The sequence below is a fragment of the Chryseobacterium defluvii genome, assembly GCF_014204415.1.
GTDB lineage: Bacteria > Bacteroidota > Bacteroidia > Flavobacteriales > Weeksellaceae > Chryseobacterium > Chryseobacterium defluvii_A.
In genome coordinates this window covers 1,251,642-1,275,856 of the sequence record NZ_JACHLE010000001.1, presented here as the reverse complement: position 1 = coordinate 1,275,856, position 24,215 = coordinate 1,251,642, and the positions used below count along the sequence as shown (strand labels likewise).

General features: G+C 37.2%; 26 protein-coding genes. 10 read left to right on the top strand and 16 right to left on the bottom strand.

Going from position 1 to position 24,215, the window contains the following annotated elements:
• Positions 1 to 390: 390 nt before the first annotated feature.
• The 3 genes from HNP38_RS05770 to HNP38_RS05760 all read left to right on the top strand — a co-directional run bounded on the left by HNP38_RS05770 (position 391) and on the right by HNP38_RS05760 (position 2,080).
• Positions 391 to 681 carry a hypothetical protein gene (locus HNP38_RS05770; RefSeq protein WP_184185820.1) on the top strand — a complete coding sequence of 97 codons (291 nt, stop codon included), beginning with the start codon at positions 391 to 393 and terminating at the stop codon, positions 679 to 681.
• 58 nt (positions 682 to 739) lie between these two features.
• On the top strand, positions 740 to 1,201 hold the full coding sequence (locus tag HNP38_RS05765; RefSeq protein ID WP_184185817.1) for an Hsp20/alpha crystallin family protein: 462 nt from the start codon (positions 740 to 742) through the stop codon (positions 1,199 to 1,201).
• A 516-nt stretch (positions 1,202 to 1,717) separates the two neighbouring features.
• Positions 1,718 to 2,080: a hypothetical protein gene (locus HNP38_RS05760; RefSeq protein WP_184185814.1), complete on the top strand. Its 363-nt coding sequence runs from the start codon at positions 1,718 to 1,720 to the stop codon at positions 2,078 to 2,080.
• 315 nt (positions 2,081 to 2,395) lie between these two features.
• Here HNP38_RS05760 and HNP38_RS05755 read toward each other — a convergent pair whose 3' ends face one another.
• From HNP38_RS05755 to HNP38_RS05735, 5 genes are all read right to left on the bottom strand, one after another.
• Positions 2,396 to 2,713, bottom strand: coding sequence for a helix-turn-helix domain-containing protein (locus HNP38_RS05755; RefSeq protein WP_184185811.1), 318 nt, complete (start codon positions 2,711 to 2,713; stop codon positions 2,396 to 2,398).
• Positions 2,714 to 2,816: 103 nt separating this feature from the next.
• Positions 2,817 to 3,257 carry a transposase gene (locus HNP38_RS05750; RefSeq protein WP_184185808.1) on the bottom strand — a complete coding sequence of 147 codons (441 nt, stop codon included), beginning with the start codon at positions 3,255 to 3,257 and terminating at the stop codon, positions 2,817 to 2,819.
• Positions 3,258 to 3,695: 438 nt separating this feature from the next.
• Positions 3,696 to 4,217 carry a hypothetical protein gene (locus tag HNP38_RS05745; protein WP_184185805.1) on the bottom strand — a complete coding sequence of 174 codons (522 nt, stop codon included), beginning with the start codon at positions 4,215 to 4,217 and terminating at the stop codon, positions 3,696 to 3,698.
• 91 nt (positions 4,218 to 4,308) lie between these two features.
• Positions 4,309 to 5,187 (bottom strand): hypothetical protein, encoded by an 879-nt coding sequence (locus tag HNP38_RS05740; RefSeq protein ID WP_228460954.1) that lies wholly within the window; start codon positions 5,185 to 5,187, stop codon positions 4,309 to 4,311.
• A 26-nt stretch (positions 5,188 to 5,213) separates the two neighbouring features.
• Entirely contained in the window at positions 5,214 to 6,209 is a 996-nt protein-coding gene (locus tag HNP38_RS05735) for a hypothetical protein (protein ID WP_184185799.1), read from the bottom strand.
• A 648-nt stretch (positions 6,210 to 6,857) separates the two neighbouring features.
• On the opposite strand from HNP38_RS05735, the gene HNP38_RS05730 reads away from it, so the two are divergent.
• Positions 6,858 to 8,522: a helix-turn-helix domain-containing protein gene (locus HNP38_RS05730; protein WP_184185796.1), complete on the top strand. Its 1,665-nt coding sequence runs from the start codon at positions 6,858 to 6,860 to the stop codon at positions 8,520 to 8,522.
• A gap of 18 nt (positions 8,523 to 8,540) precedes the next feature.
• On the opposite strand, the gene HNP38_RS18070 is transcribed toward HNP38_RS05730, so the two are convergent.
• A complete protein-coding gene (locus tag HNP38_RS18070) occupies positions 8,541 to 8,666 on the bottom strand; it encodes a hypothetical protein (RefSeq protein ID WP_262888899.1) in 126 nt (41 codons plus the stop codon).
• Between the two features lie 132 nt (positions 8,667 to 8,798).
• Here HNP38_RS18070 and HNP38_RS05725 point away from each other — a divergent pair, with 132 nt between their 5' ends.
• Positions 8,799 to 9,833: a L,D-transpeptidase gene (locus HNP38_RS05725; protein ID WP_184185793.1), complete on the top strand. Its 1,035-nt coding sequence runs from the start codon at positions 8,799 to 8,801 to the stop codon at positions 9,831 to 9,833.
• Here the strand turns inward: HNP38_RS05725 and HNP38_RS05720 are convergent.
• The 3 genes from HNP38_RS05720 to HNP38_RS05710 all read right to left on the bottom strand — a co-directional run bounded on the left by HNP38_RS05720 (position 9,830) and on the right by HNP38_RS05710 (position 12,436).
• The gene (locus HNP38_RS05720; RefSeq protein WP_184185790.1) at positions 9,830 to 10,354 is read right to left on the bottom strand and encodes a hypothetical protein; all 525 of its coding nucleotides are present in this window, start codon (positions 10,352 to 10,354) and stop codon (positions 9,830 to 9,832) included. The two genes, HNP38_RS05725 and HNP38_RS05720, sit on opposite strands and share 4 nt — an antisense overlap.
• A 1-nt stretch (position 10,355) precedes the next feature.
• The gene (locus HNP38_RS05715) at positions 10,356 to 11,687 is read right to left on the bottom strand and encodes a PDZ domain-containing protein (RefSeq protein ID WP_184185787.1); all 1,332 of its coding nucleotides are present in this window, start codon (positions 11,685 to 11,687) and stop codon (positions 10,356 to 10,358) included.
• Between the two features lie 104 nt (positions 11,688 to 11,791).
• The gene (locus tag HNP38_RS05710) at positions 11,792 to 12,436 is read right to left on the bottom strand and encodes an alpha/beta hydrolase (protein ID WP_184185784.1); all 645 of its coding nucleotides are present in this window, start codon (positions 12,434 to 12,436) and stop codon (positions 11,792 to 11,794) included.
• A 284-nt stretch (positions 12,437 to 12,720) separates the two neighbouring features.
• Here HNP38_RS05710 and HNP38_RS05705 point away from each other — a divergent pair, with 284 nt between their 5' ends.
• Entirely contained in the window at positions 12,721 to 13,170 is a 450-nt protein-coding gene (locus HNP38_RS05705) for a hypothetical protein (RefSeq protein WP_184185781.1), read from the top strand.
• A 421-nt stretch (positions 13,171 to 13,591) separates the two neighbouring features.
• Here the strand turns inward: HNP38_RS05705 and tyrS are convergent, their stop codons facing one another.
• Positions 13,592 to 14,887 (bottom strand): tyrosine--tRNA ligase, encoded by a 1,296-nt coding sequence (gene tyrS, locus HNP38_RS05700; RefSeq protein ID WP_184185778.1) that lies wholly within the window; start codon positions 14,885 to 14,887, stop codon positions 13,592 to 13,594.
• A gap of 342 nt (positions 14,888 to 15,229) precedes the next feature.
• Between tyrS and HNP38_RS05695 the strand changes: the two genes are divergently transcribed.
• Entirely contained in the window at positions 15,230 to 15,790 is a 561-nt protein-coding gene (locus tag HNP38_RS05695) for an RNA polymerase sigma factor (RefSeq protein ID WP_184185775.1), read from the top strand.
• Between the two features lie 84 nt (positions 15,791 to 15,874).
• Here the strand turns inward: HNP38_RS05695 and HNP38_RS05690 are convergent, their stop codons facing one another.
• Positions 15,875 to 16,513 (bottom strand): hypothetical protein, encoded by a 639-nt coding sequence (locus HNP38_RS05690; protein WP_184185772.1) that lies wholly within the window; start codon positions 16,511 to 16,513, stop codon positions 15,875 to 15,877.
• A 112-nt stretch (positions 16,514 to 16,625) separates the two neighbouring features.
• Between HNP38_RS05690 and lipA the strand changes: the two genes are divergently transcribed.
• Positions 16,626 to 17,492, top strand: a complete 867-nt coding sequence (gene lipA, locus HNP38_RS05685) for a lipoyl synthase (protein ID WP_027374985.1) — start codon at positions 16,626 to 16,628, stop codon at positions 17,490 to 17,492.
• A gap of 332 nt (positions 17,493 to 17,824) precedes the next feature.
• On the opposite strand, the gene HNP38_RS05680 is transcribed toward lipA, so the two are convergent.
• Complete coding sequence (locus HNP38_RS05680; protein ID WP_184185769.1) at positions 17,825 to 18,679, bottom strand: AraC family transcriptional regulator; 855 nt, start codon at positions 18,677 to 18,679, stop codon at positions 17,825 to 17,827.
• 362 nt (positions 18,680 to 19,041) lie between these two features.
• Positions 19,042 to 19,422: an STAS/SEC14 domain-containing protein gene (locus HNP38_RS05675; RefSeq protein WP_184185766.1), complete on the bottom strand. Its 381-nt coding sequence runs from the start codon at positions 19,420 to 19,422 to the stop codon at positions 19,042 to 19,044.
• Positions 19,423 to 19,537: 115 nt separating this feature from the next.
• Between HNP38_RS05675 and HNP38_RS05670 the strand changes: the two genes are divergently transcribed.
• Positions 19,538 to 20,743, top strand: a complete 1,206-nt coding sequence (locus HNP38_RS05670) for an NAD(P)/FAD-dependent oxidoreductase (RefSeq protein WP_184185763.1) — start codon at positions 19,538 to 19,540, stop codon at positions 20,741 to 20,743.
• A gap of 1 nt (position 20,744) precedes the next feature.
• Here the strand turns inward: HNP38_RS05670 and HNP38_RS05665 are convergent, their stop codons facing one another.
• Positions 20,745 to 21,332: a Crp/Fnr family transcriptional regulator gene (locus tag HNP38_RS05665; RefSeq protein ID WP_184185760.1), complete on the bottom strand. Its 588-nt coding sequence runs from the start codon at positions 21,330 to 21,332 to the stop codon at positions 20,745 to 20,747.
• Positions 21,333 to 21,550: 218 nt separating this feature from the next.
• Between HNP38_RS05665 and HNP38_RS05660 the strand changes: the two genes are divergently transcribed.
• Positions 21,551 to 22,234, top strand: a complete 684-nt coding sequence (locus HNP38_RS05660; protein WP_184185758.1) for a C1q-like domain-containing protein — start codon at positions 21,551 to 21,553, stop codon at positions 22,232 to 22,234.
• A 71-nt stretch (positions 22,235 to 22,305) separates the two neighbouring features.
• On the opposite strand, the gene HNP38_RS05655 is transcribed toward HNP38_RS05660, so the two are convergent.
• Positions 22,306 to 23,505, bottom strand: a complete 1,200-nt coding sequence (locus HNP38_RS05655) for a vWA domain-containing protein (protein ID WP_184185755.1) — start codon at positions 23,503 to 23,505, stop codon at positions 22,306 to 22,308.
• 11 nt (positions 23,506 to 23,516) lie between these two features.
• Entirely contained in the window at positions 23,517 to 24,194 is a 678-nt protein-coding gene (locus HNP38_RS05650; RefSeq protein ID WP_184185752.1) for an SIMPL domain-containing protein, read from the bottom strand.
• Between the last annotated feature and the right edge of the window lie 21 nt (positions 24,195 to 24,215).

Genomic DNA, 24,215 nt, shown 5'->3' with positions numbered 1-24,215 from the left:
CTTTTTGATAGGATCTTAATAAACTTTTTTATAACTCTTACTTCTCAAAGGTAATCATATTATTACTTTAAAAATGGTATATAAAGGCTAATCGTGGTATATATCGGTTAAAAAAGGAATAAAGGATTCCATCATTGAAAAAGAGTAACAAAATGGGTAGCCTGCAAAATAGCTTGCGTTTTTTGTTTCTGTTATAAAACGGCTAATCTTACAGAATGTTCCCGAAAGACAAAGTAAAGCCATATTCACTTTCGTCTGTAGGAAAAAAGGATGATAGGAAATGATTTCAAACTCTTTAAATCAAACTTAAAGTAAAATTAAATCATTCTCGTCTTACTTAGATAGAACTTAAAAATAAGTTAGAATAGTTTAACAAGTAAAAATAAAAAAATGAACAATAGAATTAAATTTATACTGCCGAGATTATTAGGGATAACAGTATTAGCAGGTTTAGCGGCATTTGTATTGTCAATGGTCTTCAAATTATTACTTGCCAGCTTGTTTATAGCAGCAATTGGATCATTAGTAGCTAAAATCATTAGGAATAAGCGCGAAAAACATATGCCATACCAGCGTTTTAATGAAAAATTCCTGCCTTATGATAACGATTTTGCGGTACAGCGAAAATCTGCATTTACCCCAATGGATAAGGAAAATCTGGCGATTATTCCTATTCATTAGAAAACAAAACAATATTAAGAACTAAAAAATTAAAATAACAATTAATAAATTAAAAATTATGTATACACAAGATAAAGCACAGGGACCATTCGGAAAACAGGATAAATATGGTGGTTTTGAAAGAGGAAAGTTTGGGAAATTTAAAGATCATTTTGGAGGCTATCATCCTTTCAAAGAGATGTTTGCCAAGAAAATGAGCAGTCACAAGCCTGTAAATATAACAGAGCATGACAATGATTTCACCATCCGTCTTTATGCGGGAGGACTAGATAAAAGTTTGTTTAAAATTGCGGTGAAGGATCAGGTATTAACGCTTTCTTATACCAATGAAGAGGATTATAAAAATGAGCATATGATCTATCAGGAATTTTATCCCAATTCTTTTGAGCGCAGATTTCAGCTTACGGAAAAAGTTCTGGAAGATCAGATTTCAGCATCATATGACAATGGTATTTTGACTGTGGTTCTTCCAAAGAATCCGGAGAAGAATAAACCTTCTCAGGCAGTCGAAGTTAATTAATCATTCAAAATTATAACCTATATATAATAGAAAGAAGCCCGTCTCTTAAGAGACGGGCTTCTCTTTATAATTTTATATGACTGCATATTATAAAAAGAGTATCATTTTGTGATACCCTTTAATGAAATTCTTAATAAACTTTTTCTGAAAAATCTTATTACGCCATTATTCAAAATTAATAATATCAATGTGATAAAAATTGTATGTCCAGGCTATATTGTGCGGCTCCGGAAAACGTTAATGTTATTTACCGTCATTATCTTTATCCACGTACTGGAGATACTACAGGCGCATCAGCTTGCTGTATATAATGGTACCGTATGGTTTTTCTGGAAACTATAGTACTGATAATATCTGAATTAGTCAATATTTGATCAAAAAGTTATAATAGTACTCTGAAATAATTTGAATATTGACTAATTCCACTTTTATTGAGTAATATTTTTTTTTATATGAAACCTGTTTAAACTTATCAGAAAGTATCCAAAAATTTTTGGCACCTACATAATAAATAAAATGGAAGTCACATTTAGCAATGCAATAAAATATACTCAGGATCCTTTTGATTTTATTGCCAACAGAGAAAATAAATATGTTCATGGATCAAAATATATGTATTCTGATGAAGACTATTTACAAATAATTGAAAAATCGATTCCTCAATATTTGAATGGATCTGATTTTAAAGATGCTTCCTTAAGTAAAGAAGAAATTATAGTATTCAATAAAGTTTTAGAAGAGCAAATAGAATATTGGCTGTCATCAAGAGTTCATATTCCTATAAAAAAAGTACATATACTGTGGTTTACAAAGGAGAAACTATTGAGCTTGATACTCGCCCAACAGATAGTAATGATAAAGCCATACGGGATTTATTAAAACTTTATGAAACCGTAAAAAAATGTTTGGCAAATGAAAAGCCTTTATATTTAAGTATTTTTGAAGAAGATTAAACTGTAACTGCCTGAAGGGGTGGTTTATGTTTTTTTTAAAAGTAATCTTCAACGGAAAAATCGGGAGTGTTTACTCGGGTATTATCAAATAAAAACTGATAAAGTTTTATAAAATATTGGATCTTTAATGATTAATTCCATATCAGATTTCGGATTTTGAAATTGTTATTTTCAATACCCCTTAGGCCTATCGTATGAAATATGTTATACAGATAAAATAGTGTTTACCTTTTTGTCATTCTTAAACCTGAAAGATCTTCCGCCACCTGGAAACCGTAGTCCGGCTCAGTTTAAAATGCCTTGCCAGCTGGCTGTTATTCAGCCTGTTTTTTTTCTGATAATCCAATATTTGCAGAATATCGGATTTGTTGTATGAATTATGTCTCTGGTTGATGTTCTCAGACTGTCTGTTCAATGCTCCGAAGATTTTTGTATTGAGCTTAATGATATCCATAGCCGATAAATTTTCTTTAGCCAATAATATCTTGCAATCTTCTTTCTTATCAGGGAATTTTTTTTTGATTATATCAGAATAAATGCGCTTATAATCCGGTGTCATGATATAATTTTATAGAATTTAATATTTTTTCAAAAGACAGATATGCCATACGAAAAGTTGGAATAAATAAAGGCCCATTCATTACCATTTTGGGATCCCATTGCTATTTGTTTTCATTGCTGTATTTGCTTATCCATTTGTATAAAGTGGTTTTGGGAATCCGGTATTCTTCCACCACCTGATTTTTTGTTTTCTCGCCACTGCTGATCAATTCTAATATGAAGTAGATGACTTCCCGGGTATACATATTTTTGCGGAACTTCGGAAATGATGTTTTCACCGTTTTTATTTTCTCTTTTACAGAAGAAGGAGGAGCATATAATATCAAATGCTGTGTGTAGAATCTGAAAAAATCATATTTCAATAACTTACTCCATCTTAATAATATTCCCGTATCAAGGGTTTCCGAATCATACATTTGCAAAATATCATCAATGGTACATTTGAAGAAATTGCATATACGCAATATATCTATATCATATTCTTTTACTTTTTTACGAACTAATTCACCGATATGGATTTTTTTAAAATTTTCTTTCTCCATACTAAACTATATTTTTTATTTTAGTTTTCAAACTAGGGTAAGTGCTGGGATGCCGATCTGGCTGTATTGGTTGAAATGTAAATAATATACTCTTATGTAGAGAATGACATAATTTCATAGCTGTCATTATTTATTTTGCAGATACAGAAAAAAGCATGTTCTTTACCGATACCAAACGGGTTTTTATCTGACTGGGTCAAATAGAAATAAGTTTTCACACAGAATTAACAGGAATATACTGTCTTTTGATTGATAGTAACCAAAAATGTTTTTATTGACTACTGTGTATCATATATTGTTTTAGCTTAGACTTTTGCCTCATTTCAATGAATAGAATATGCTCTTTTTTAGGCAATAGAGAATTAAAAACACCATGATGTCATCAACAAATTTTATTTTTTTGTGATATCATAAAAAACAGTACCTGAAAATAGTAGTTTATGGTTTCCAAAAGCTCCATACGTTCCCATTGTATATAGCCAGTTGCTTTTTTACGGTATCATATGCCATCATTCCCGGAGCCGGGTTAATGATATTCAGGTGCGGGCTGGCTACCTTTGGAAGGATCATGGCTTTATTGGAATCGGTAAGCACCAGGATACCATCAGCAGTATCTGTTGCTCCGTTTGCTCCTATAGCCGTTTTTGCAGTTGCGATCTCTGTCTTACCGGTTTGTATGGAAATATCGGCAGTACCGGTAGTATCTACACTCAGGTCAAACCAGCTCCCGTCTTTCAGGTATTTTACTTTATGGTCGGTAATATCATAAATGATTGAGCCGTTTTCTGTGATGGCGGTCCTGTTCTCTATATAGGGGAGTATAAGCCCTTTATTCTCTGTGTTGGCAAATTCCAGGGATACAGAAATATTGGTTACTCCTGTTTTCCCAATAGCCACTTGCGCTTTTATGAGCATGATTGTCATAAAGATAAATACTGTGGTTATGATATTCTTTTTCATGTAGTGTTGTTGTATTGCTTTAGGATTTTATAGCCCTATTGAGTTTGTCGAAATATCTTTTCATTATTAATTATTCACTTTTAATTCTTCTCTAGTCCGGGCAGGTCTGCGTACCGATGCAATACCAGGCATAAGTATTACCGCCATCCGTAGAAGTATAGATCTTAAGGCATTGGTTAGTGGTGTCATATACTATCATTCCTTCCACAAAATTGGAAGCATTTATGCCAGCAGGTACATCCGGAGTAGCAGGGTTATTATCCGCATCGGAGAATGCTACACGGTTGGGCACAAAGGCTTTAGTTTTAGATTCCAGTACCAGCCATCCTCCTTTTCTCACCATTGGCCAGTTGTCAGGATCATCAGATCCGGCTCTGCTTAATGACGTAATTCCTGCCCTACTGTCTAAAATACTTCCGCCTGTCAAAACTCCCGGTTTATAGCAGGCAGAGCTGCAGGTCGTAAGTTCTATGATCACCGGATCGCCTACCGGAGAAAAGCACCCTCCATTACTACTGCTGTAAAATACAGGCCAATAGATGCCGTTCTCTGCTGCTGCAGGATTGGCTGCTTCCGTTCCCGGATCATGAGTAGGTGTAGTATACCAGACGAGATCAGCACCTGTAGGAACCGCTGAATGAGGTAATGCTGTAAGATCTACGGTAGTTTCGCTTACAGTACAGTCGTTGCCTATCACCGTTACTTTAGCACCTGGGCTGTAGCATCCTCCATTGTTACTGCTGTAATAAAATGCCCAGTAATGAGTGGAGGTAGGTGTTGCGGTTACTATGGTGCTGCTTAACAGGGTACCCGAAGAAGGGGTGGCGGAGGTATGCCATTGCACTACCGCATTAGTAGGGGGAGTACCTGCTATATGGGTGGAGAGGTCTACGGTCTGTCCATTGGCAAGGAAGCCTGCAAGCATCATCACCCCGAAAAGCCCCTTTATATTTCTTTTTATTTCTATCATCATAAAATGCTTTAAAGATTAAAGGATTACTGAATTACCGGGGCTACATCACCGGCAGGGCAGCAGTTACCATCAGCTACAGTAATAGCGGTAGCTGCAGAATATGTAGCACTGGCGGTATAATAATAAAATGCATAGTAAGTACCCGGTGCAGCAGCGGCTACCTGTGCTGGTGTAAGTTGTGAACCTGTATGCTCTGAATTATTAAAGAATCGAAGTTCTGCGCCGGATGGGGTAGTGGAAGTAACGGCACTTTGTAAGTTATAGGTGTTGGCAGGGCAACCCGTTGTAACTGCCGGGGTTGCTGCAGGCTGTACAACCGAAAGATTACTAAAACCATCATAAAAGAAATACGCACTCCACACTGCCGAAGATATTCCCTCACGAAACTGTCCTACTGTCATATACTGTTCCCCGCCAGTTGCGGTATATTGTAAGGTCACCGGCACCCAGCTGTTGCGCGAAGTGTAAGCAGGATGATCTGCCGGTATATACACCCTGCCAGTTGGTGCAAAATCATCACGGATAGACCCAAAGTCATTTGGCCATTCCGTTATATTGGCAGTTGTAGGAGCAACAGTAGAGAAGCACAGTCCCAGGTACCCTCTTTCCGCAATGGGTAGATCTTCAAACGTTCCCATACCAGGGTTCGAAAAAAATGCCTCAGCCACATAATACGAAACTGTATAGGTGACTCCAGCTACAAGGGGAGCCGAAAGCATGCTCATTACATACTCTTTGGAATCTCTGTTTCCAGATGTTTCCGCAAGACTTCCGACGAAGCCCGTTCCGCTGTAAGGAGTTACTATGGGCGGCATAAACCCGCATGTATTGAAATAATCACTTGATCCTTCTGTGGGCGAACTCCAAGAGGTGACATACCCATAATACACTCCATGAAGTGTGAAGGGGCAACCTACCTTTAATTCAAAATCGGGATTGGGAACGTTCTGGGCTTTTAAGTTTGCTGTTAATACCGTCATTATCGTCAGTAGTATTGTGTTTGTAGATTTTATCATCATTTTTATAAATTTTTAAAGGATTGTTAATATGTGTTATTAATTAATACTGCCATGATGCTATTCCAACAGAGCAGTTGCAAAAAAAATAAAAATACATGTATGCGCCTTAAGCATAGGCTTTCGGGCGGATACTAAAGAAATCGTAAGATTCTTAATGAAAGCTGAAAGATTGTGTTTTAAAAAAGAGTTCATCATTTATATTTTTATATCATTATTATTTTATAACTTATCTTTGTTTAAATCAACCAGATAAGGTGCTTTATAATTTTAATGATGTAATATCAAAGCACACGGGTGCATAATAACTTTGCAATGTTAGCCCTGTTTAAGTAATGCTTGCAAAGGTTACTGATAAAAAATGCGGAATTTTTTACCGGATATTTGAATCTTTCTGATGAAATATTGATGTTTTACAAATAAAATACTATGATAATCAAATTGTTATTTATTTTGTTGCACATATTGGGATTGGTGATTATTTTAACACAGGTTTTACATTCTCTGTATATTAATATCGTATTTTTGGATGTGTTAGGTTTCTTAAGCTGATAATCTTTTAATGATGGATCGGCATACATATAATATCCGCAATGTTTTTTTCTATTGATCTTTATAGCACGTCAGAATTAAAATAATATATCATATTGTATGAAAAAGTTTTTTTACCTCTTTCTCACCTTTCTTTCATTTCATACTTCTTCTGCCCAAAATTCAAAACAATCTGATCCTGCCCCAATGACAGAATCATCTGTTATAGAGAAGCTGGATTCTCTCGCAAAAAATCAGAATACCATAGGTCTTAAACAACAAGAAGTTTTGTTACTTCAGTTAAAAGCCGAATCTGAAAAAAGAGGGTATGAAAGAGGAATATTAGAGAGTGGGGAGTTTTTGATGGTCTTATATCTCAATCAAAGTAAAAATAAAGAAGTCGTTGAGCTGGGGAATCAACTGAAAAAAATAGCTCAAAATCAAAGAAAAGACCCCTCTGGCAGGATCTCCAATATGTACCGAACATGTGGACTCGCTTTATCTTATCTAGGTCTTGATGATGCAGGTAAAAAGGATGTCGAAACAGCGATCACATATGTAGGAACTATAAAGGATGCGGACAGGAAACAACTCAGATTGACCCAATGCTATATGGACTTGTTTAGTTATTATAACAGTAGGAAGAATCAGTCCGATAAGAAAATATACAAAGACTCAACGCTATACTATCTCCAGGAAGCCCTTAAGGCAGGAAAAAAGATAAGTGACAATAGCGGGCAGATATCCAGGTATATAAAATATAATGAAATAGAATCTATCTATATGCGTTTAGGTATATTCTATCTGGAGTACCCCGCTACAAAAGGTAATCTGGAACTGGCAGAGAAAAATCTTCTGGAAGCCCAAAAGATTTACGAAAACAAAGATTACAACATACCCCCGGCCCTTGGCAAGACTATACTGCTGAATCAGTTGAGCTGGCTGTATTTGGAGAAAAAGGAATATAAAAAATCTATTGATTTTGCCAATCGTGCACTGGAATTAGAAAAGCTGTATAAGCGGCCAACGGCCCGGGTAGAATCTTTTGAGTTTCTTGCCACATGCTATGCTGAGATTGGCGAAAAAGAGAAGGCGGCATTCTATATGCGGAAATATACCAGCCTTAAAGACAGTCTGAATACAGCCAATAGGCTCAATGCTGATACTACGATGAAAGAAATGATAGCGGAGGTAGATGACAGTCATAAGAAAAACACGGAGAAACAATTAATATACATTTCGGTACTGGCTCTGGTGGCTGCAACAGCCATATGTATTCTTTGGATAAGAAAAAGCAGGATCATGCGTCGGAAATATGAGCAGATCATTCATCAGCTAAAAAATGAGTCCGTAAGCAATCCGGTAAAAATCAATAATAATGAATCGGAACATCCGGGCAACAAAAAGTTCATCACGGATAAAACTGAACAAAAAATACTGACAAACCTGGAGGGTTTTGAGCAATCGGACATATTTCTCGAAAATAGCATTACTATTGGGGCTCTTGCCAGCAGATTCGAGACCAATCCGAGATATTTGTCGGATATCATTAAAAAGCACAAGTTTCAGAATTTCAATAATTATATCAATGGCTTAAGGGTAAATTATATTGTTCATAAGCTATACCATGAACCCATATACAGAGGATATAAAATAGCCTATCTGGCCCAGGAATGCGGATTTTCTTCATTACAGGCATTTATTCCTGCCTTCAGAAAAATAGTAGGGGTAACTCCATTTTATTTTATACAGAATTTAAAAGGGGAAGAAAACAATACCATGTAGAGAAAAGCTGAAAGCATCTTAGATGGATGATGTACCGATATTAAGCTGCCCTGTGGTTTTGGTAATGTCTGCCATAGATTTTGAGCTCTGTGGGATTCTTTGAATTTGGATCATATTATTCGGGATCGCAGAGAACCCTTCCATTTCCGGGCGACTTTTTTATATGTAGATTTTCCTTTTTATGTTTCTCCGTTTTTTTACGGTATTTTTCCTAATAATTAGTATTATTCGATTTTAGGTCTGATATTTGCACCAACTAAATAACCTGATTATTTTATGAAGATATCTGTGAAAACATCATTTTTATATGCATGCTTATTAGCTATGGTATTGGTTTCGTGTAAAAAGGAAATAGAGAAGATAAGCGATACTTTGCAAGATTCATCTTCAACAGAAGTTCCGCCAGTAAAAGCCGACTCGATCAAACAAGATTCGATGGTAAAAAAAGAATCCATTCCTGCAGAAATGAAGGATAATGGTTTCTATGGAGCTTTCATACTTCCGAAAGATAAAAAACTCAGAGATTCCATGTTCTCGGTATTCAGTAAGAAATATACTGAAAAAGAACGTTACGCGATCCTGGCACTGAACAGGCTGGACTCTAAAAATAAATGGAATGCGGACACATTGGTGGTTCCTGTGAAAATAGACACCACGCTGATATCTTATTCACCTTTTCCGATGCAGCTGGATGTGCTGAGCAATGTGAAGAAATTTGTTGTTTTTTCATATCCTATTCAGGCCTACGGGGTGTATTCCAACGGCAGCCTGGTGAAATGGGGCCCAACAAGTATGGGGAAAAAAGCCGCACAGACCAAAAGAGGGCTTACATTTGCCAACTGGAAAAAGAAACTGGCCATCTCCACAGTAAGCAGCGAATGGAAATTGCCGTATAATTTCAATATTTTTAACTCAGAAGGGATAGGATGGCACCAGTATGACCTTCCCGGGTATCCTGCTTCCCATTCATGTTTAAGATTACTGATGAAAGATGCCCAATGGCTCTATTCCTATGCCGATACCTGGATCCTGAATCCTGGCGGAGCTACCACAAAAGCGAGAGGAACGGCTGTCATGGTATTTGGTGATTACAAATGGGGTGGAAGAAAACCCTGGAGAAAACTCTTGAATGATCCCAATGCAAATAATATTTCAGTAGAAGAAATGACCAGGCTTATCGAGCCGAATGTTGACCGGATTATCAGAGAACAGTCGAACAGGGAAAAAATTGCGGACTCTATCCGGGCAGCAAAAGCACTGGAAATAGAAACAAAAGAAAGTGAAAAACCTGCCGAAGTACCTTCTGCCTAGTTTTTCTTTTCGAATGGCAGGGTAGATTCCTCTGCAAACCTTCTTAGCCTCTGCATTTCATCTTTGGCTTTACTCTGTCCAAACCTTGCAGCGGCATATGTTAATCCAATACACAGCAGCATGGCAAATGAAGCACTTAAGGCCCACGGAAATTCCTTGCTGTTAATTTGTTTTTCAACATAATACATGGTGAAAAAGGTCATCCATAAAATTGAAAATGAAAAATACAGGAACATAAAGAAGGTCCATACGGCGGAACTGGGACCGAAGATTCCCCTGACGGCGGTTTGTTCGTCCTCTATTTCTATCCTTAAGGATAATCTGGGTTTCCAGTAATTATCATCTTCAGTTTCTACCTGGATAGTAGCCACTTCTTTGTTGATATTGCCGGAAAATTCATCCTTGTGTTCGCTGAGATACTTCTTTAAGTTTTCAGCGTATTCTTCTTTGCTTAGGCTGGTAAACATTTTGAATCGCGGCCGGGTTCTTATTTTGTCTAAGGTGGTTTCTTCGGTTTTCATATTAATATTGGTCCTGATAAGGAATGGGATCTTCCAGTTTAAAGCTTAAAGTTAATTTCTGTAATTTTCTCTGAATGGCCATGTTGATTGTTTTCCCTTCCTCAGACCTCATAATTTCCATGATTCTCTCCAAACTCATATCAGAGGTTCTGCTGCCGTTAATGCTCAGGATCTGATCATCTTTTTTGAAGCCAGCCTTATCCGCAGGCGAGCCTTTTCGTACCCCGGAAATAGAGAAGATGGGCTTCAGGACAAATTTGTACTGAAACCTCTCATTGCCTGCCGTAAATTCACTGCCTGCTTTATTGGTTTTGGTGGTTTCTATAGATACCACATCCTGTTCCCACTGAAGGCCGTCCTGCTTAAAATCCAGGCCGCTCATATTGAAATGGAAAGGATCGTTATAATCCTTATTTGCTTTTAAATAAAGCTTCTGGTTAGGATAATCGAAAATAAGGGAAAAACGGCGCATTATTTCACCTCCTACGGAACCTTTTCTGTTTTCCACCAGATGTACATGCTGAATAGAGTATTCGTCAGGCATGGCCGTAAGAGGTTTCTCAAATTTAAAATTACCGATATAAAAATTATGGATCCTGCTTCTCTTGCCGTAGATATCACCGTTAAAGCCTCTTCCTAAAAAATCATCAATATTGGGACGGTTGTAAACGAAATCTTTGATGAGGGTAGGGAAGAGCCAGATAGGATCGCTGTTTCCCAGGTCGATCAGGAGCTTGGAGCTTTTCTTTTCCCTCGTCATCTCAATGTCAGTATTAAGGTAAGGCTTGCTTTTTTCAATGCTGATGGGGAATTCTTCGTATTTTTTAATTTTTTTCCTGAACAGGTTTTCATCATTGTAAACCGTAATTTTTTTGGAGAGATAATCTATCGCTACCCGATGATTTTTGAAGAAATGATACCCGATCACTCCGTTTACGGGAATTCCGATATGGGTTGAGATATTGAATTCCTGATTAGTAATAATGAAAATAGTAAGAGAATTGTTGGCAAAATGATTACCGATTTTTGCAATATTGTTATCCGACCGGAAGCCATCTATGCTTAAATCCCCGCCTAAACCTGAAAATTTGATCTTCTCAACATTGCTCAGCTTTACCTCTTTATTATCCAGGCTGAAAAGCAGGGTCTCGGCAACACCCGTGTCCAATAAAAAAGTGAGCTCAACACCGTTTATATTAACCGGTATGAAAATAAGATTATTAATAAGCTTAAAAGGGATGACGGTTTTTTTCGCATTGTTTATTTCAAAAGTATTTTGAGCATTCACAAAAATGCATAGAAACAGAGTCCATATAAAGTGTCTGAAATTCATATACTGAATTTAATGAAATATTCTTACAAAAAATAAAAAAGATTCTCAAAAGCAAGAATCTTTATACAAACTTCAATAAAAAGCAGGAAACTCTTGGTTTTTCCTTAATTCTGTTTTGAGAAAAAATCCATAAGATCCAGATAGTTTTTCTGGTTCACACCATGTCCGCTCATATATTCCCGGAAGGTAAAATAACATCCCAGATCATATAAAAGATCGGCAGCTTTTCTTCCCCATTCCAACGGGATGACTGCATCGTCGGTTCCATGGGATACAAAAAAACGGAGATGTTCCAGTTTCTTTTTCTCTTTAACGGTATTTACCAATAGTTTCTCTTCCGGATAACAGCTCAGGCAGGCCACATTACTGAACATTTCAGGATGTGTTAGAGCCAAAGCATAACACAGAATTCCACCCTGGCTGAACCCGCATAAATGAACCGGGCTCTCCGTTAACCCATAATGATTGATGACCGACAGGATACTTTCCAGAATAGCCTGCAGGGATTCTTTTGCCTGCGGAACATCCACAAAATTCTCAGGGTTACTGAAATCTATATCATACCATGAATATCCTTCAAACTGAGTGTCTCTTGGAGCTCTGTAACTTATGATAAGCCAATCGGAGGGAAGAGTTTCCCTGAAACTGAAAAGGTCCTGCTCATTGCTTCCGTAACCGTGAAGCATAAAAAGAACCGGTGTTTTAGAGGTGATATTTTTCGGTTCCCTGATGATGTAATCTAAATTCATAAGACAAATATACTTATAAATTATATTAAAAATGAATGAATTTTACAGTGATGATTATTATTTAAACTTTAATTTAAATAAATATTGTTTTAACATTTGATAAATAAATAATTATGTAATTTATTTATACTTTAGTTTAATATAATTTTTTATCAAAATGACTCTTTTTTTACTTTTTGATGATTTGATATTGTTTGTAAATCTTTGTTGGAAATTTTTCAAAAAAGTTATTTTTATATTGATAAAAAACCTATATTTGGAACATTAAAAATCTATTTGGAGAAATGAAGCAATTTTACAAATCAAAAAGTTTACTTAGACTTTCATTTTTATTCATCGTATTATTTTCAGCGTTTTCTTTGGTCAGCTCTTGTAAAGATGATGACGATGAAGAATATACGGACCACATTGTTCAGTTTGAAGCTAAAATCGTTAATGGCGGACCATCCACTCCTCCTCCAACTACATTTAGTAAGTTCAAGACTGTTGTTACCCAGGTAGGAACTGTTTCGCAGACTTATTTTGATCCTGCAGGCTTTACATGGTCAAGCGGGGAGTTTTTTGTCAATTCAAGCCAGGCACAATTGAATTTAGCAGCTAATGCAGAACTTCTGCATGCAGATTCTAAACTAACTATCAATATCTGGGTTGACGGAGAAATTGCTAAAACGGTTACCGTAACAGGAAGCGGAACGAAAAGTGTTTCCCTTGCACACAGTTTCTTAGAATTATAAATCAAAATTTGAAATATAGAAAAATACCGCCATCCGGCGGTATTTTTTTTTGTCCGTTATCCGATATAGACAGTTGGTGTCTTTAGGAGTAGAGTAGATGCCCAGGGTGTAAATGCATCATCAACACTGAAAGTTCAGATCTTCGTAGATGGAGTGCTGAAGAAAGAAGGCACTTCTACGGGTGAAATTTTATATTCGTATGCTTCAAAATGATAGCCTTCTGAATAAAGGTTGCGGAATTCTTTATTATCCGGTTCTTATCATCCGATTATCTGAAAAATATCAGGATTTATCTCATAGCCTTTGATATTATATATATTTTTCGAACATGCTGCAGATGAAATGCTGTTAATTTGTATTAAAAAAGAAACACTTTGTAATCAAAGTGTTTCTATAGTTATTTTATATGCTATTTTCCGGATTATTGAACCCTGATAATGAAATAGCTCTTCTTACCTTTTTGCAGTAATAAGAATTTATTATCGATAAGATCCTTTTCATTAGCGGTAAAAGTCTCATTTACTTTTTGCTTATTCACGGAAACGGAATTTCCCTTAATTTCTCTTTGAGCTTCACTTTTGGACTTTAGAAAACCTGATTTTTCAGAAAGCAGATCAATAATGCTTACTCCCAATACATCTGTTTTTGCTATTTCTTTTTGCGGAACGCCATCAAAAACTTCAAGAAACGTTTCTTCATCAAGGCTTACCAGGTCTTCGGCGGTAGAACGCCCGAAAAGTATTTCAGAAGCCTTCAGAGCCTTTTCGTATTCATCCTTTCCGTGAACCCATACCGTAACTTCCTCAGCCAGCTTTTTCTGGAGCTTTCTTTCGTGTGGAGCTGCTTTGTGCTCTTCGATTAAAGTTTCGATCTCTTCCTTTCCCAGAAAAGTATAGAATTTGATGAACCGTTCAGCATCTTCATCCGTAGCATTCAGCCAGAACTGGTAGAATTTATAAGGAGAGGTTCTCTTCTTATCCAGCCAGTAATTTTCACCGCTTTCAGACTTCCCGAATTTGGAGCCGTCCGCTTTTGTGATCAGGGGAACCGTGAGGGCAAATGCCTCTCCCTGGGCTTTTCTCCGGATCAGTTCTGTACCTGTAGTAATGTTTCCCCATTGGTCAGAACCTCCCATCTGCAGTTTTACCTGGTTATTCTGATATAAATGAAGAAAATCATACCCCTGAATAAGCTGGTAGGTGAATTCTGTAAAACTCATTCCTTCAGCACCGCCTTCCCCGGAAATCCTTTTCTTTACGGAGTCTTTCGCCATCATATAGTTTACGGTAATATTCTTCCCCACATTTTTGGCAAAGTCCAGAAAAGAAATGTCTTTCATCCAGTCATAGTTATTCACCAGTTCTGCTTTATTAGGCTCATTCCCGTCAAAATTTAAAAATCTTGAAAGCTGCTTTTTTAAACATTCCACATAATGCAGCAATGTTTCTTCATCCAGCAGGTTTCTTTCCGCAGATTTCCCGGAAGGGTCCCCGATCATCCCGGTTGCGCCCCCTACCAGAGCAATCGGCTTATGACCATGCTGCTGAAAGTGGGCTAGGATTTTTATCTGAATAAGGCTTCCTATATGTAAAGAATCAGCAGTAGGGTCAAAGCCAATATATGCAGTAGTTACCTCTTTATTCAGTTGTTCATCGGTTCCGGGCATCATATCGGCAAAAAGACCACGCCATTTAAGTTCTTCAATAAAGGAATTCATTTATATTTTCTTTAAAAATTAATGGTGCAAAGATAATAAATTCAGGTTAAGAAGCTTAAAAGCAAAAGGGCTAAAAAGTAAAAAAGCAAAGTGATGAATACGGTTCTCTGCTAGTGTGCTTTAGATTATAAGTTTAAACTTTTATTTTTTGAACCAATTAAGTTTGGATTAAGTGGATAAGAAGTATTAAAAAAGAACTTTATTTTAAGATTGAAATGACAAAGAATGCTCATATAAACAACAATAATTAAACGATTTTACAGTTTTTCGATTTTGCTTTTTAGCCCTTTCGCCCTTTCGCTTTTTTGCGATTTTACCTAAAATAAATTATATTTGTTATACATGAACGACGAACAGCTATTTTCACTCATCCAGAAGGCGAAGGAAAAAGACCAGAAAGCCCAGACAAAGCTCATTAATGTTTTTTGGGTAGATGTATTTTCTTTTGTCATGAAAAAAGTAAGAGATGAGAATGATGCGGATGAAATTACCGTCAATGTTTTTTCGAAGGTCTTATCAAAGCTGGACATGTATGATCCGTATTTTCAGTTTAAAACCTGGATGCTGACCATTGCCCAGAATACCGTTATTGACTTCTGGAGAAAGAAAAGCAGAGAAAATCAGGATGCTACCGAAAACCTTGAACAAGTTAAAAATCAGTATGCAAAGTCTCCCGAAGAACTAATGATCTCCGATGAAGAGCAGAAGAAGATCATCAAGACCATAGAATCCCTTGATGCCAATTATCAGGATATCATCAGGTTAAGGTTTTTTGAGGAAAAGAGCATCAAAGAGATTGCTGAAGAGCTCGGGATTTCCATTGCCAATACGAAAGTAAGGGTAATGCGTGCTAAAAAGGTCTTAGCCGAGCTTTTGAAAAATAATGAATTTGAAGGCGACTGAAATGTGATTGGTGAAATGGTAGAAAGGTAAAATCACAAAGTTGCAGAATTGGAAAATCGTTTTAAAACCTAACTGTTGATCCGGTTAAATATAAATCTCGCTTTTCGTTTTTGGGAGTACAATCTTTCTTTCTTCTTTATTATTCCTGTTTTGCAGATTGATTTTTAATCCCTTTTTCGTAATAGTTTCCTGGACTGATTTTCCGTAATCGGAAATAGTTTCGTCCTCTACCTCCTTTTTATAGATAAGTTTTCCGGTTGAAAGGTTAAAATCCACATCTATCCAGTAATCTCCGGGCCTTCCATAGGTAGAGCTATAACCTATCAGTTCAAAATGCCCGTTTTGAAACCTGTATTTATCAGTATATCCCCATTTCCAGCTGCTTCCGCCGGATTGATGAATGATCAGGACTCCTTTTTCTATGGAAGTTTCCCCGTAAGGATCGCCCATCATTCCGCCGCCTTTGCTTTCCAGAACAGCATTTCTGGATTTTTCCAATAAGGTCCATTTTCCGTTCGCTTTTTTCAGGATCTGAATTTCACGGATGTTTCCCATATCCGTAGTGTCTTTTGTATTATATACGATTACTTTTTCGGGGATTTTGTCACCATCGAGATCTCCGTCTACGGTCTCAATAACCTCGGATCCTTTGGGCTGAAATTCTTTCTGTGCAAAACAGCAGGTGCCGAGAATAACTGATAAAAGAAAAAGTACTTTTTTCATCCGGTAAATTATAAAGCTAAGATACAACTATATCCCAATTATATGTTCCATCAATTTCTTTGTTAGATGGTTTCCATTAAAAAATCCTTAACTTTGAACTTCAATTTTAGAAATGGAAAATTCAGTTCAAGATACTACCGTTCAAAAGCCAAAATGGATCCGTGTAAAACTTCCTACAGGAAAGAACTACAGGGAATTGAGGACCTTGGTTGACAAGTATAAATTAAATACAATTTGCCAAAGCGGAAGCTGCCCGAATATGGGTGAATGTTGGGGAGAAGGAACGGCTACCTTCATGATCTTAGGAAATATCTGTACACGAAGCTGTGGATTTTGCGGGGTAAAAACAGGAAAACCCCTTGATGTAAATTGGGATGAGCCTGAAAAAGTAGCCCGTTCGATCAAGCTGATGAAGATCAAGCATGCAGTTCTTACTTCTGTAGACCGCGATGATCTGAAAGATATGGGATCTATTCTTTGGGGTGAAACGGTAAATGCTGTGAGAAGAATCTCTCCCGGGACTACAATGGAAACCTTAATTCCTGACTTCCAGGGCATTACCAAGCATCTTGACAGGCTGGTTGAGGTAGCTCCCGAAGTCATTTCCCATAATATGGAGACTGTAAAACGTTTGACAAGAGAAGTGAGGATCCAGGCTAAATATGAAAGAAGCCTTGAAGTATTGAGGTACCTTAAAGAAGCTGGCCAAAGAAGAACAAAAACAGGCGTGATGCTCGGATTGGGAGAAACCAGAGATGAGGTTTTCCAGACCATTGAAGACATCAGGAATGCCAATGTGGATGTGATCACATTGGGACAGTACCTGCAGCCTACCAAGAAACATTTACCTGTTAAGAAGTTCATTACACCTGAGGAATTTGATGAATTTGGAGATTTTGCAAGAAGCTTAGGATTCAGGCATGTTGAAAGTTCGCCACTTGTAAGAAGTTCTTATCATGCGGAAAAACATATCCACTAAAATATAATCGCTCCATTTTGGGGCGATTTTTTATGTACTATGATTTTGAATCATTAAGGCGTGATTAAATGGTGAAGAATATTAAGCTGAAAGTGTAAAAATATTAAAGTAGACTTCGTTTTAAGATATCTTCATATCCTTATTGATATTTAATCATTAATTAAGTCTGCTCAAAAATGTACCAGAGAAAATAAACAGTATTTGTCATTCCGAAGGAATCTAAAATAGTCACAAAATATGCGTATTGAGATTCTTTCGGAATGACAAAGATGACTTCTATAATAGAAACAGATAGGTTTTAAAACGATTTTACCTTTCTACCATTTCACCAATCACCTTTCAGCCTTTTTCAGGTGTTTCTTCTTAAATTCAGACGGTGTTTCCCCGGTATGCTGCTTAAACAGTTTATTAAAATAGGAAAGACTTTCGAAACCAACCTGAAAACAAACTTCTGTGACGGGGTAATCTTTCAATAAGAATATCCTGGCCTGACTGATCCTGTAATGATTAACAAAATCTGTAAAGGTTATATTGGTCTGTTTCTTAAAATACCGGCAGAAAGCAGGAGTACTCAGGCCTATAATACCGGCAATCTCATTCACATTGGGTTTCCGGTCATAATTTTCATGGATGTAATCGTAGATCGTTCCCATTCTGATCTTATCATTCAGGAACCAGCTTATTCCGATATGCTCATTGTTGAGTTCTTTTACTTCATCAGAAACAGCCAGAATTTGTAAAATTTCTATCAGCTTTATCAAAGCATTAAATGGGGACATATTCTTGAGGAGGTAAAGTTTTTCGATCACCATCTTTTTGGTTTCTCCGTAGAATGACAGCCCGAGATGAGAGCGTTCCAGAAGAAATTTTATGTTTTCAAATTCCGGAACAGGAAAGATAAGATCCTGAAGAAAGTTTTCTCTCATCTGCAAAACTATTTGCAGGCATTCTGTCTGAATTCCGTAATCAAAATTGAGATGGGGAATATTGGACCCGATCAGGAGCAGATCACTTTCGGTAAAGTGGGAAATATCTTTTCCGACATGGCGGATTCCGCTGACGGCTTCTACATATACAAGCTCTGTTTCGGGATGATAATGCCAGAAAAAACAATTTTTTGAAGACGGAGAATACAATTTGAAAGATTTTCCTTTTTCAAACTCAACGGTCTCTTTCCGGATTTTCATTGGAATTTGTTTTGATTGTTTATAACGAATAAGTTAATTTAAAAGGTTAATACAGAGCAAGTTTGTATCGTGATCGGAGAAGTAAAAACTAATATTTCCTCGGAATTTTATATATTAAACCTGAAAACTTCCGGTTCGGTTTATATTTTTCTAAAAAACCAAGGGAACTGAGCTGTCAAAACCTATAAAAATAAACTGCCAAAAAGCTTTAAATGCCTAAATGATAAGTAGGTAGTATAAGTATTTGTACAGATCCAGGACAGATGAAGACAAAGAAGTTTTCACAGAAGGTGTTTCGTATGACCTATAATAATAAAGAGAAGCCAAATTGCTTCTCTTTATTATTATCAATAATTTTAATATCAGGCTTCCACTTCATTGCCGTTTTTACACCAATAAAGGGCATTGTATAAGTTTTCCTTTGGAAAGGATTTAAACTCTCCGGGCATTAAAACACTGAAAATATCCGTGAAATTCTGTACCCCTTCGTTATCCGTGACAATGGCTGTGCGGTTCCATCGGGTTAAATTCTTCAATCCCAAAAATGCATCCTGAAGCCAGGCTCCCATCGTAAAATTACCAGGATCGGTATCCAGATAAAGTAAATAATTAAGTTCTTCAAATTCATCTACTTTAGCTTTTACATGGGGAAAAACAACATTCTCAAAATCTTCTTTAGTTACTTCACCTGTTGCATTGAAAGCGGCAACGTTATCCGGTGATTCTGGAATAATCGTGATCATAATCTGGTATTTAAAGTGGTTGGATTATATAATGGCATCAAGAATTGCACCACGTATATAATAAGGATCGTTAAAAAAGTCATAAATATTGGCTATTTTAGTGTAAAATATTAATATGGATCTGAAATCCAATGAACCTTTCTGGTTACTGAAGAATGGGCTGATGGCTTCGTATCCTTCATTAAAGTCGGATGAAGAATGCGATGTCCTCATCATAGGCGGTGGAATTACGGGAAGCCTTATGGCCCATCAAATGATGGAAGACGGTTATAAAACAATACTTATTGACCGGAGGGAGATCTGCAATGGCAGCACCTCGGCCACTACTTCAATGCTGCAGTATGAAATAGATGTTCCGCTTTTTGACCTGATCGGAAAAATAGGGGAGAGAGGTGCGGTAGGAAGCTATAAGGCGTGCTCGGATTCCATTGACCGTATTGAAAAGCTTACAAAAAAGATAAGATCTGATGCGGGTTTTAAAAGAAAAAAATCATTGTATTTCGTGGCGAAAAAGAAAGATGTTGCGTGGCTGAAAAATGAGTTTGAGGCCAGGAAAAATGCGGGTTTTGAAGTCAAATGGCTGGAAAGTGGGGATGTCTCGGAAAGATTTGGCTTTGAGAATACTTATGGGGGGATTTTATCAGAGCAGGGAGCTAGTATCGATGCTTTTAAATTTGCCCATGAATTATTTAAATTCAATGTAAAAAGAGGATTAAGGATTTTTGACAAAACGGAAATGAGATCCGTTAAGTATTGTAAAGGACATAATATAGTTTTTACGGCAAACGGGCCTCAGATCAAGGCTAAGAAAGTCATCTACTGCATAGGGTTTGAAAGTAAAAATCTTATTAAAGACAATTTTGTCGATTTAAAGAGCACTTATGCCCTGGTTTCCGAAATAGATGAGGCCGGATTCAAAGATATTGCCGATATTTTGGTCTGGAATACGGACGAACCTTACCTTTATATGCGGACCACTGATGACGGCAGAATGCTGATCGGGGGTGCGGATGAAGATTTTCATAATGCGGAAAAGCGTGATGCTCTTCTTGATAAAAAGGAAAAAGTAATTCTGAAGGCTTTACGGAAAATAAAACCCGACTGTCATTTTTATACAGATTTTGTCTGGGCCGGGACTTTCGGGGAGACTAAAGACGGGCTTCCTTATATCGGAACGCATGAACGGTTCAGAAACTCTTATTTTGTTCTTGGATTTGGCGGAAATGGAATTACCTTTTCAGTTACGGGTATGCAGATGGTTTCTCTCTATATGAAAAATAAAAAGCATCCCTTATCAGAGTATTTTAAATTCGGAAGATAAATCAGGGTTTATCATTGCCGGAATTAAAATATCGTTTTTTTAATCTGCTCAGCGAAACCGGATGCATGCCCAGATAGGTGGCGAGGTCTTTCGATTTTACCCTCAGGATCAGTCTGGAGTTTTGGCTAAGCAATTGAAGGTACCTTTCTTCAGGTGTCATATGAAGGAAAGAATAAAAATTACTGTAAATATCCATCGCAGTTTTTTTCCAATACATTAAAAGCAGGGTTGCTATATTGGGATAATCTTTTATGGTTTCTTCCAGCTCATCATAATTAAGCAGAAACATGGTGGTTTCCTCCAATGCTTCATAAGTGAGCGATGAAGGCCGCTTAAGTGCTAAAATCTCCATGCAGCCATATACACTGTTCTCAGGAACGAACCATACGGTTTTATTGTTTTTATCATATACTCTTATCAGTCCTTTTAATACAACGCCAACCTGGCTGATCTGCTCTCCGCGGTGTAAGATTATTTTATTCTCAGGAAAGGTGACCATCTGTACCAATTCCAATAATTTTTCCTTATCACTGTCATGTAGAAAACTATTCTGTTCAAAGTAGTTTTGAGTGAATTCATTAGATCTCATGGTGTGTTTTTTACGAACTAATTTAAAAATATTATTTCAAATCAGGCAATTATGGATGAATAAAAAGCAATGAAGCGTGAGGTTTTGTTGTTTTTAAATTAACAAATGTTAATGAATTACTTAACTTTTGCTAATAAATTGCTGTATTTATAATGATTGTGATAATTTATTTATGCGAAGGGTTTAAATTTGTTAATGAATTTAAAATTAACCAAATCATGAAAAAGAAAAATTTAACTACAGTATTGCTGCTCTTGTGGGTAGGAGTGCAATGCTGGTCACAGGTGGGAATCAATACCAATGATCCGCAGGCTACCTTGGATGTTAACGGAAATTTCCGTATTCGCACCACTGAAAAATGCCTTGTATCCTCTTGTGCAGATTCTATTCTGGTACAGAATACACAGGGATATGTTCAGACTATTTCAAAGACGCAGCTCATTCCACCAGGCAACAGATCATTTGTATCGGGTACGGGGAACAGCAATTTGATTCTGGTGGCAATTACCACTTCTGCCAATTGGGGGAAAATATTATTTGATAAGGAGCTTATAGATGACAATAATGATTTCGATATTACAAACAATGTATTTGTAGCTCCTTTGGATGGTATTTATGAGGTATATGTGCAATATAAGGTTTCATCAGCTATTTCTGCCGGGGAACTGGGAATAGGAATTTTTGTGCAGAAAGGTATGGAAGAACCGGAACTGGTAGCGGAAGAAAGCTATACGAATCTCAGCCTTCTCGGAATCCCCGTGTCTCCTGCCACAAGAAGAACACAGGTTATAGTGGCACTGAAATCCGGAGATCAGGTTTTCTTTGGAGCTAAAGCATCTATACCGTCACTGGATCTTTTATCAGGATCTTCATCATTATTCACTATTCATCAGATAAGATGATATTTCTTGTTTTTTGTGTTTTTATGGAAGGGCCGGCTCATTTGAGCCGGCCTTTCCTAACACCATTGTAACTACAAACTATATCCGTTTTTCTTCGCGATGTCTAAAATGGATTTTTCAATGGCTTTTCCAAGGTCATCGGCATCTGCACTGCCTCGTTTTTTCATTTCCACATCAATATAATCCTGGCGTTTTTTAGACAGTTCTTCAATCTCCTTCTGAACTTTCCCTCTTTCTGATGCCTTTGCTGCAACTGCTTTTTTTACTTCTTCCTTACTTTTACCTTTCAATTCGGCAGGTAATTCCTCTTCCTTAACCTTGGTGATGAAGTCTGCATCTTTTTCAGCTCTGTCTACGAGATCCCAGTGATCATTCTTATAAGCGTTCTTTTTGGATTTGGCTACGGTTCTTTCCACGGCATTGGATGCAGACTGTACTTCTGCGTTTTTGTCCTGTACCAGCTGCATGCTTTTATATTCAGAACCTCTGTTTCCGTAGTACAGGTAAGTATCGTTCAGTTTCGCATTGCACTCGGAGATACGGATGTCATAAGGAGTTTCTATATAGATCACCTTTTTGTTACTGTCAATATTAAAATATTTTCCGTCCCCTATGACAGCGCCGTTTTGCCAGAATGTCTGGATACCTTCATTCCTGTCTCCGCAGAAAATAGTGTTGGTATAGATCCTTTTGGCCTTTGCAGATGATACCACTTCCTTATAATTGACTTTCCCCTGATCGAAAGGTTCGTTCCCGGCGATGTAGATCAGTTTCATGCTGGCTTCACTGTTGTCCCAGTTCAGATTAGTGGCGGCATCACGGATCACGGCACCACAGTATTCACTTCCGCCATTGGTTCTTAGGGCGAAGAGCTTTTCTGATATCAGATCCAGATTCTGGGTAAGCGGAGTCACCTGACGTATATAGTTTTCATCACGTATTCCGTCATTTCCGTATTCATACAATGCGATCTCTATCTGGGGAGCCTGTCCGTTATACTTTAAAGTCGTAAGGGTATTTACTATATTCCAGAGTCTTGATTTTGCCTGATCGATCAGCCCGTCCATACTGTTGGAGGTATCCAGTAAAAGGGCCACCTGGATTTTGTTTTCTTTGCTTACAGGGGTTACAGGTGCTATGGAAGCACTTTGCATCAATGCGTTTTCACTTACGGCAGATTTGTTTCTTCCTGCGCAATGAGTATCCGAAAGGTTGTTTGAACTTAGAAAGGCTGTGCCTATTGCTATAGTTATGGTTTTTAAAGTGGTCATGATGTTATTATTTAAAGGATTTCGTATCTGGTTTTGATGCTGTATTTCAGCCTGATGTTTTCAATATTGTCAAAAGAATAGTCCATGCCGGCATTGCTGGCTTCCAATTGAATATTGCTTACCTTTTGTCTTGCGTAAGCTGCCGGAACTATCATATCGCTTGTATAATCTTCTATTTCTGTAATTTCTATCGGATTCCCGGTTTTTTTACCGATGCTTTCCAGCAGATAGTCTGCTTTGGCTTTGGCAGCCTTCAGGGCATTTATTTTTACAGTCTTTTTAAAGTCTGCTATCCTGGTGTTTTTAACTTCGGTGATGTGCAGGCTGGTTACCCACTTTTGATTCAGGCTTTCAAATAGCTGGTTGATGTCTGTTTGGGTATTTACCTTAAACTGAAAGCTTTTTGTGAAAGTTTTGGCTTTCGAGTACATATTCTGATACATGGATTTAAAATCGATGTCCTCATTTTTTACGTTATTGCCTTTTAAGATCTCAAACAGCTTCTTTTCATTATCGGCCAGATCATTCTTGTTATCGCCTTTGATCCCGATACTAAAAATAATCTCATCCGGCTCTATTTCCATTTCTGCAATTCCCGTTACTTCAATTGCATTTTTCTTTACTTCCTGTGCACTTATAAAACTCCCTATGGTAAAGAATCCTATCAGTAAAAAATGTCTCAATCTCATAATTTCTCGTTTTAAATTCTA

Coding starts and splice junctions, on each gene's coding strand:
- HNP38_RS05660 (WP_184185758.1), top strand. CDS start 21,551: ATGAAAAAGAAAAATTTAACTACAGTATTGCTGCTCTTGTGGGTAGGA.
- HNP38_RS05665 (WP_184185760.1), bottom strand. CDS start 21,332: ATGAGATCTAATGAATTCACTCAAAACTACTTTGAACAGAATAGTTTT.
- HNP38_RS05710 (WP_184185784.1), bottom strand. CDS start 12,436: ATGAATTTAGATTACATCATCAGGGAACCGAAAAATATCACCTCTAAA.
- HNP38_RS05725 (WP_184185793.1), top strand. CDS start 8,799: ATGAAGATATCTGTGAAAACATCATTTTTATATGCATGCTTATTAGCT.
- HNP38_RS05755 (WP_184185811.1), bottom strand. CDS start 2,713: ATGACACCGGATTATAAGCGCATTTATTCTGATATAATCAAAAAAAAA.
- HNP38_RS05735 (WP_184185799.1), bottom strand. CDS start 6,209: ATGATGATAAAATCTACAAACACAATACTACTGACGATAATGACGGTA.
- HNP38_RS05730 (WP_184185796.1), top strand. CDS start 6,858: ATGAAAAAGTTTTTTTACCTCTTTCTCACCTTTCTTTCATTTCATACT.
- HNP38_RS05760 (WP_184185814.1), top strand. CDS start 1,718: ATGGAAGTCACATTTAGCAATGCAATAAAATATACTCAGGATCCTTTT.
- HNP38_RS18070 (WP_262888899.1), bottom strand. CDS start 8,666: ATGGAAGGGTTCTCTGCGATCCCGAATAATATGATCCAAATTCAAAGA.
- lipA (WP_027374985.1), top strand. CDS start 16,626: ATGGAAAATTCAGTTCAAGATACTACCGTTCAAAAGCCAAAATGGATC.
- tyrS (WP_184185778.1), bottom strand. CDS start 14,887: ATGAATTCCTTTATTGAAGAACTTAAATGGCGTGGTCTTTTTGCCGAT.
- HNP38_RS05745 (WP_184185805.1), bottom strand. CDS start 4,217: ATGAAAAAGAATATCATAACCACAGTATTTATCTTTATGACAATCATG.
- HNP38_RS05720 (WP_184185790.1), bottom strand. CDS start 10,354: ATGAAAACCGAAGAAACCACCTTAGACAAAATAAGAACCCGGCCGCGA.
- HNP38_RS05670 (WP_184185763.1), top strand. CDS start 19,538: ATGGATCTGAAATCCAATGAACCTTTCTGGTTACTGAAGAATGGGCTG.
- HNP38_RS05690 (WP_184185772.1), bottom strand. CDS start 16,513: ATGAAAAAAGTACTTTTTCTTTTATCAGTTATTCTCGGCACCTGCTGT.
- HNP38_RS05655 (WP_184185755.1), bottom strand. CDS start 23,505: ATGACCACTTTAAAAACCATAACTATAGCAATAGGCACAGCCTTTCTA.
- HNP38_RS05750 (WP_184185808.1), bottom strand. CDS start 3,257: ATGGAGAAAGAAAATTTTAAAAAAATCCATATCGGTGAATTAGTTCGT.
- HNP38_RS05705 (WP_184185781.1), top strand. CDS start 12,721: ATGAAGCAATTTTACAAATCAAAAAGTTTACTTAGACTTTCATTTTTA.
- HNP38_RS05765 (WP_184185817.1), top strand. CDS start 740: ATGTATACACAAGATAAAGCACAGGGACCATTCGGAAAACAGGATAAA.
- HNP38_RS05695 (WP_184185775.1), top strand. CDS start 15,230: ATGAACGACGAACAGCTATTTTCACTCATCCAGAAGGCGAAGGAAAAA.
- HNP38_RS05770 (WP_184185820.1), top strand. CDS start 391: ATGAACAATAGAATTAAATTTATACTGCCGAGATTATTAGGGATAACA.
- HNP38_RS05675 (WP_184185766.1), bottom strand. CDS start 19,422: ATGATCACGATTATTCCAGAATCACCGGATAACGTTGCCGCTTTCAAT.
- HNP38_RS05680 (WP_184185769.1), bottom strand. CDS start 18,679: ATGAAAATCCGGAAAGAGACCGTTGAGTTTGAAAAAGGAAAATCTTTC.
- HNP38_RS05715 (WP_184185787.1), bottom strand. CDS start 11,687: ATGAATTTCAGACACTTTATATGGACTCTGTTTCTATGCATTTTTGTG.
- HNP38_RS05650 (WP_184185752.1), bottom strand. CDS start 24,194: ATGAGATTGAGACATTTTTTACTGATAGGATTCTTTACCATAGGGAGT.
- HNP38_RS05740 (WP_228460954.1), bottom strand. CDS start 5,187: ATGATAGAAATAAAAAGAAATATAAAGGGGCTTTTCGGGGTGATGATG.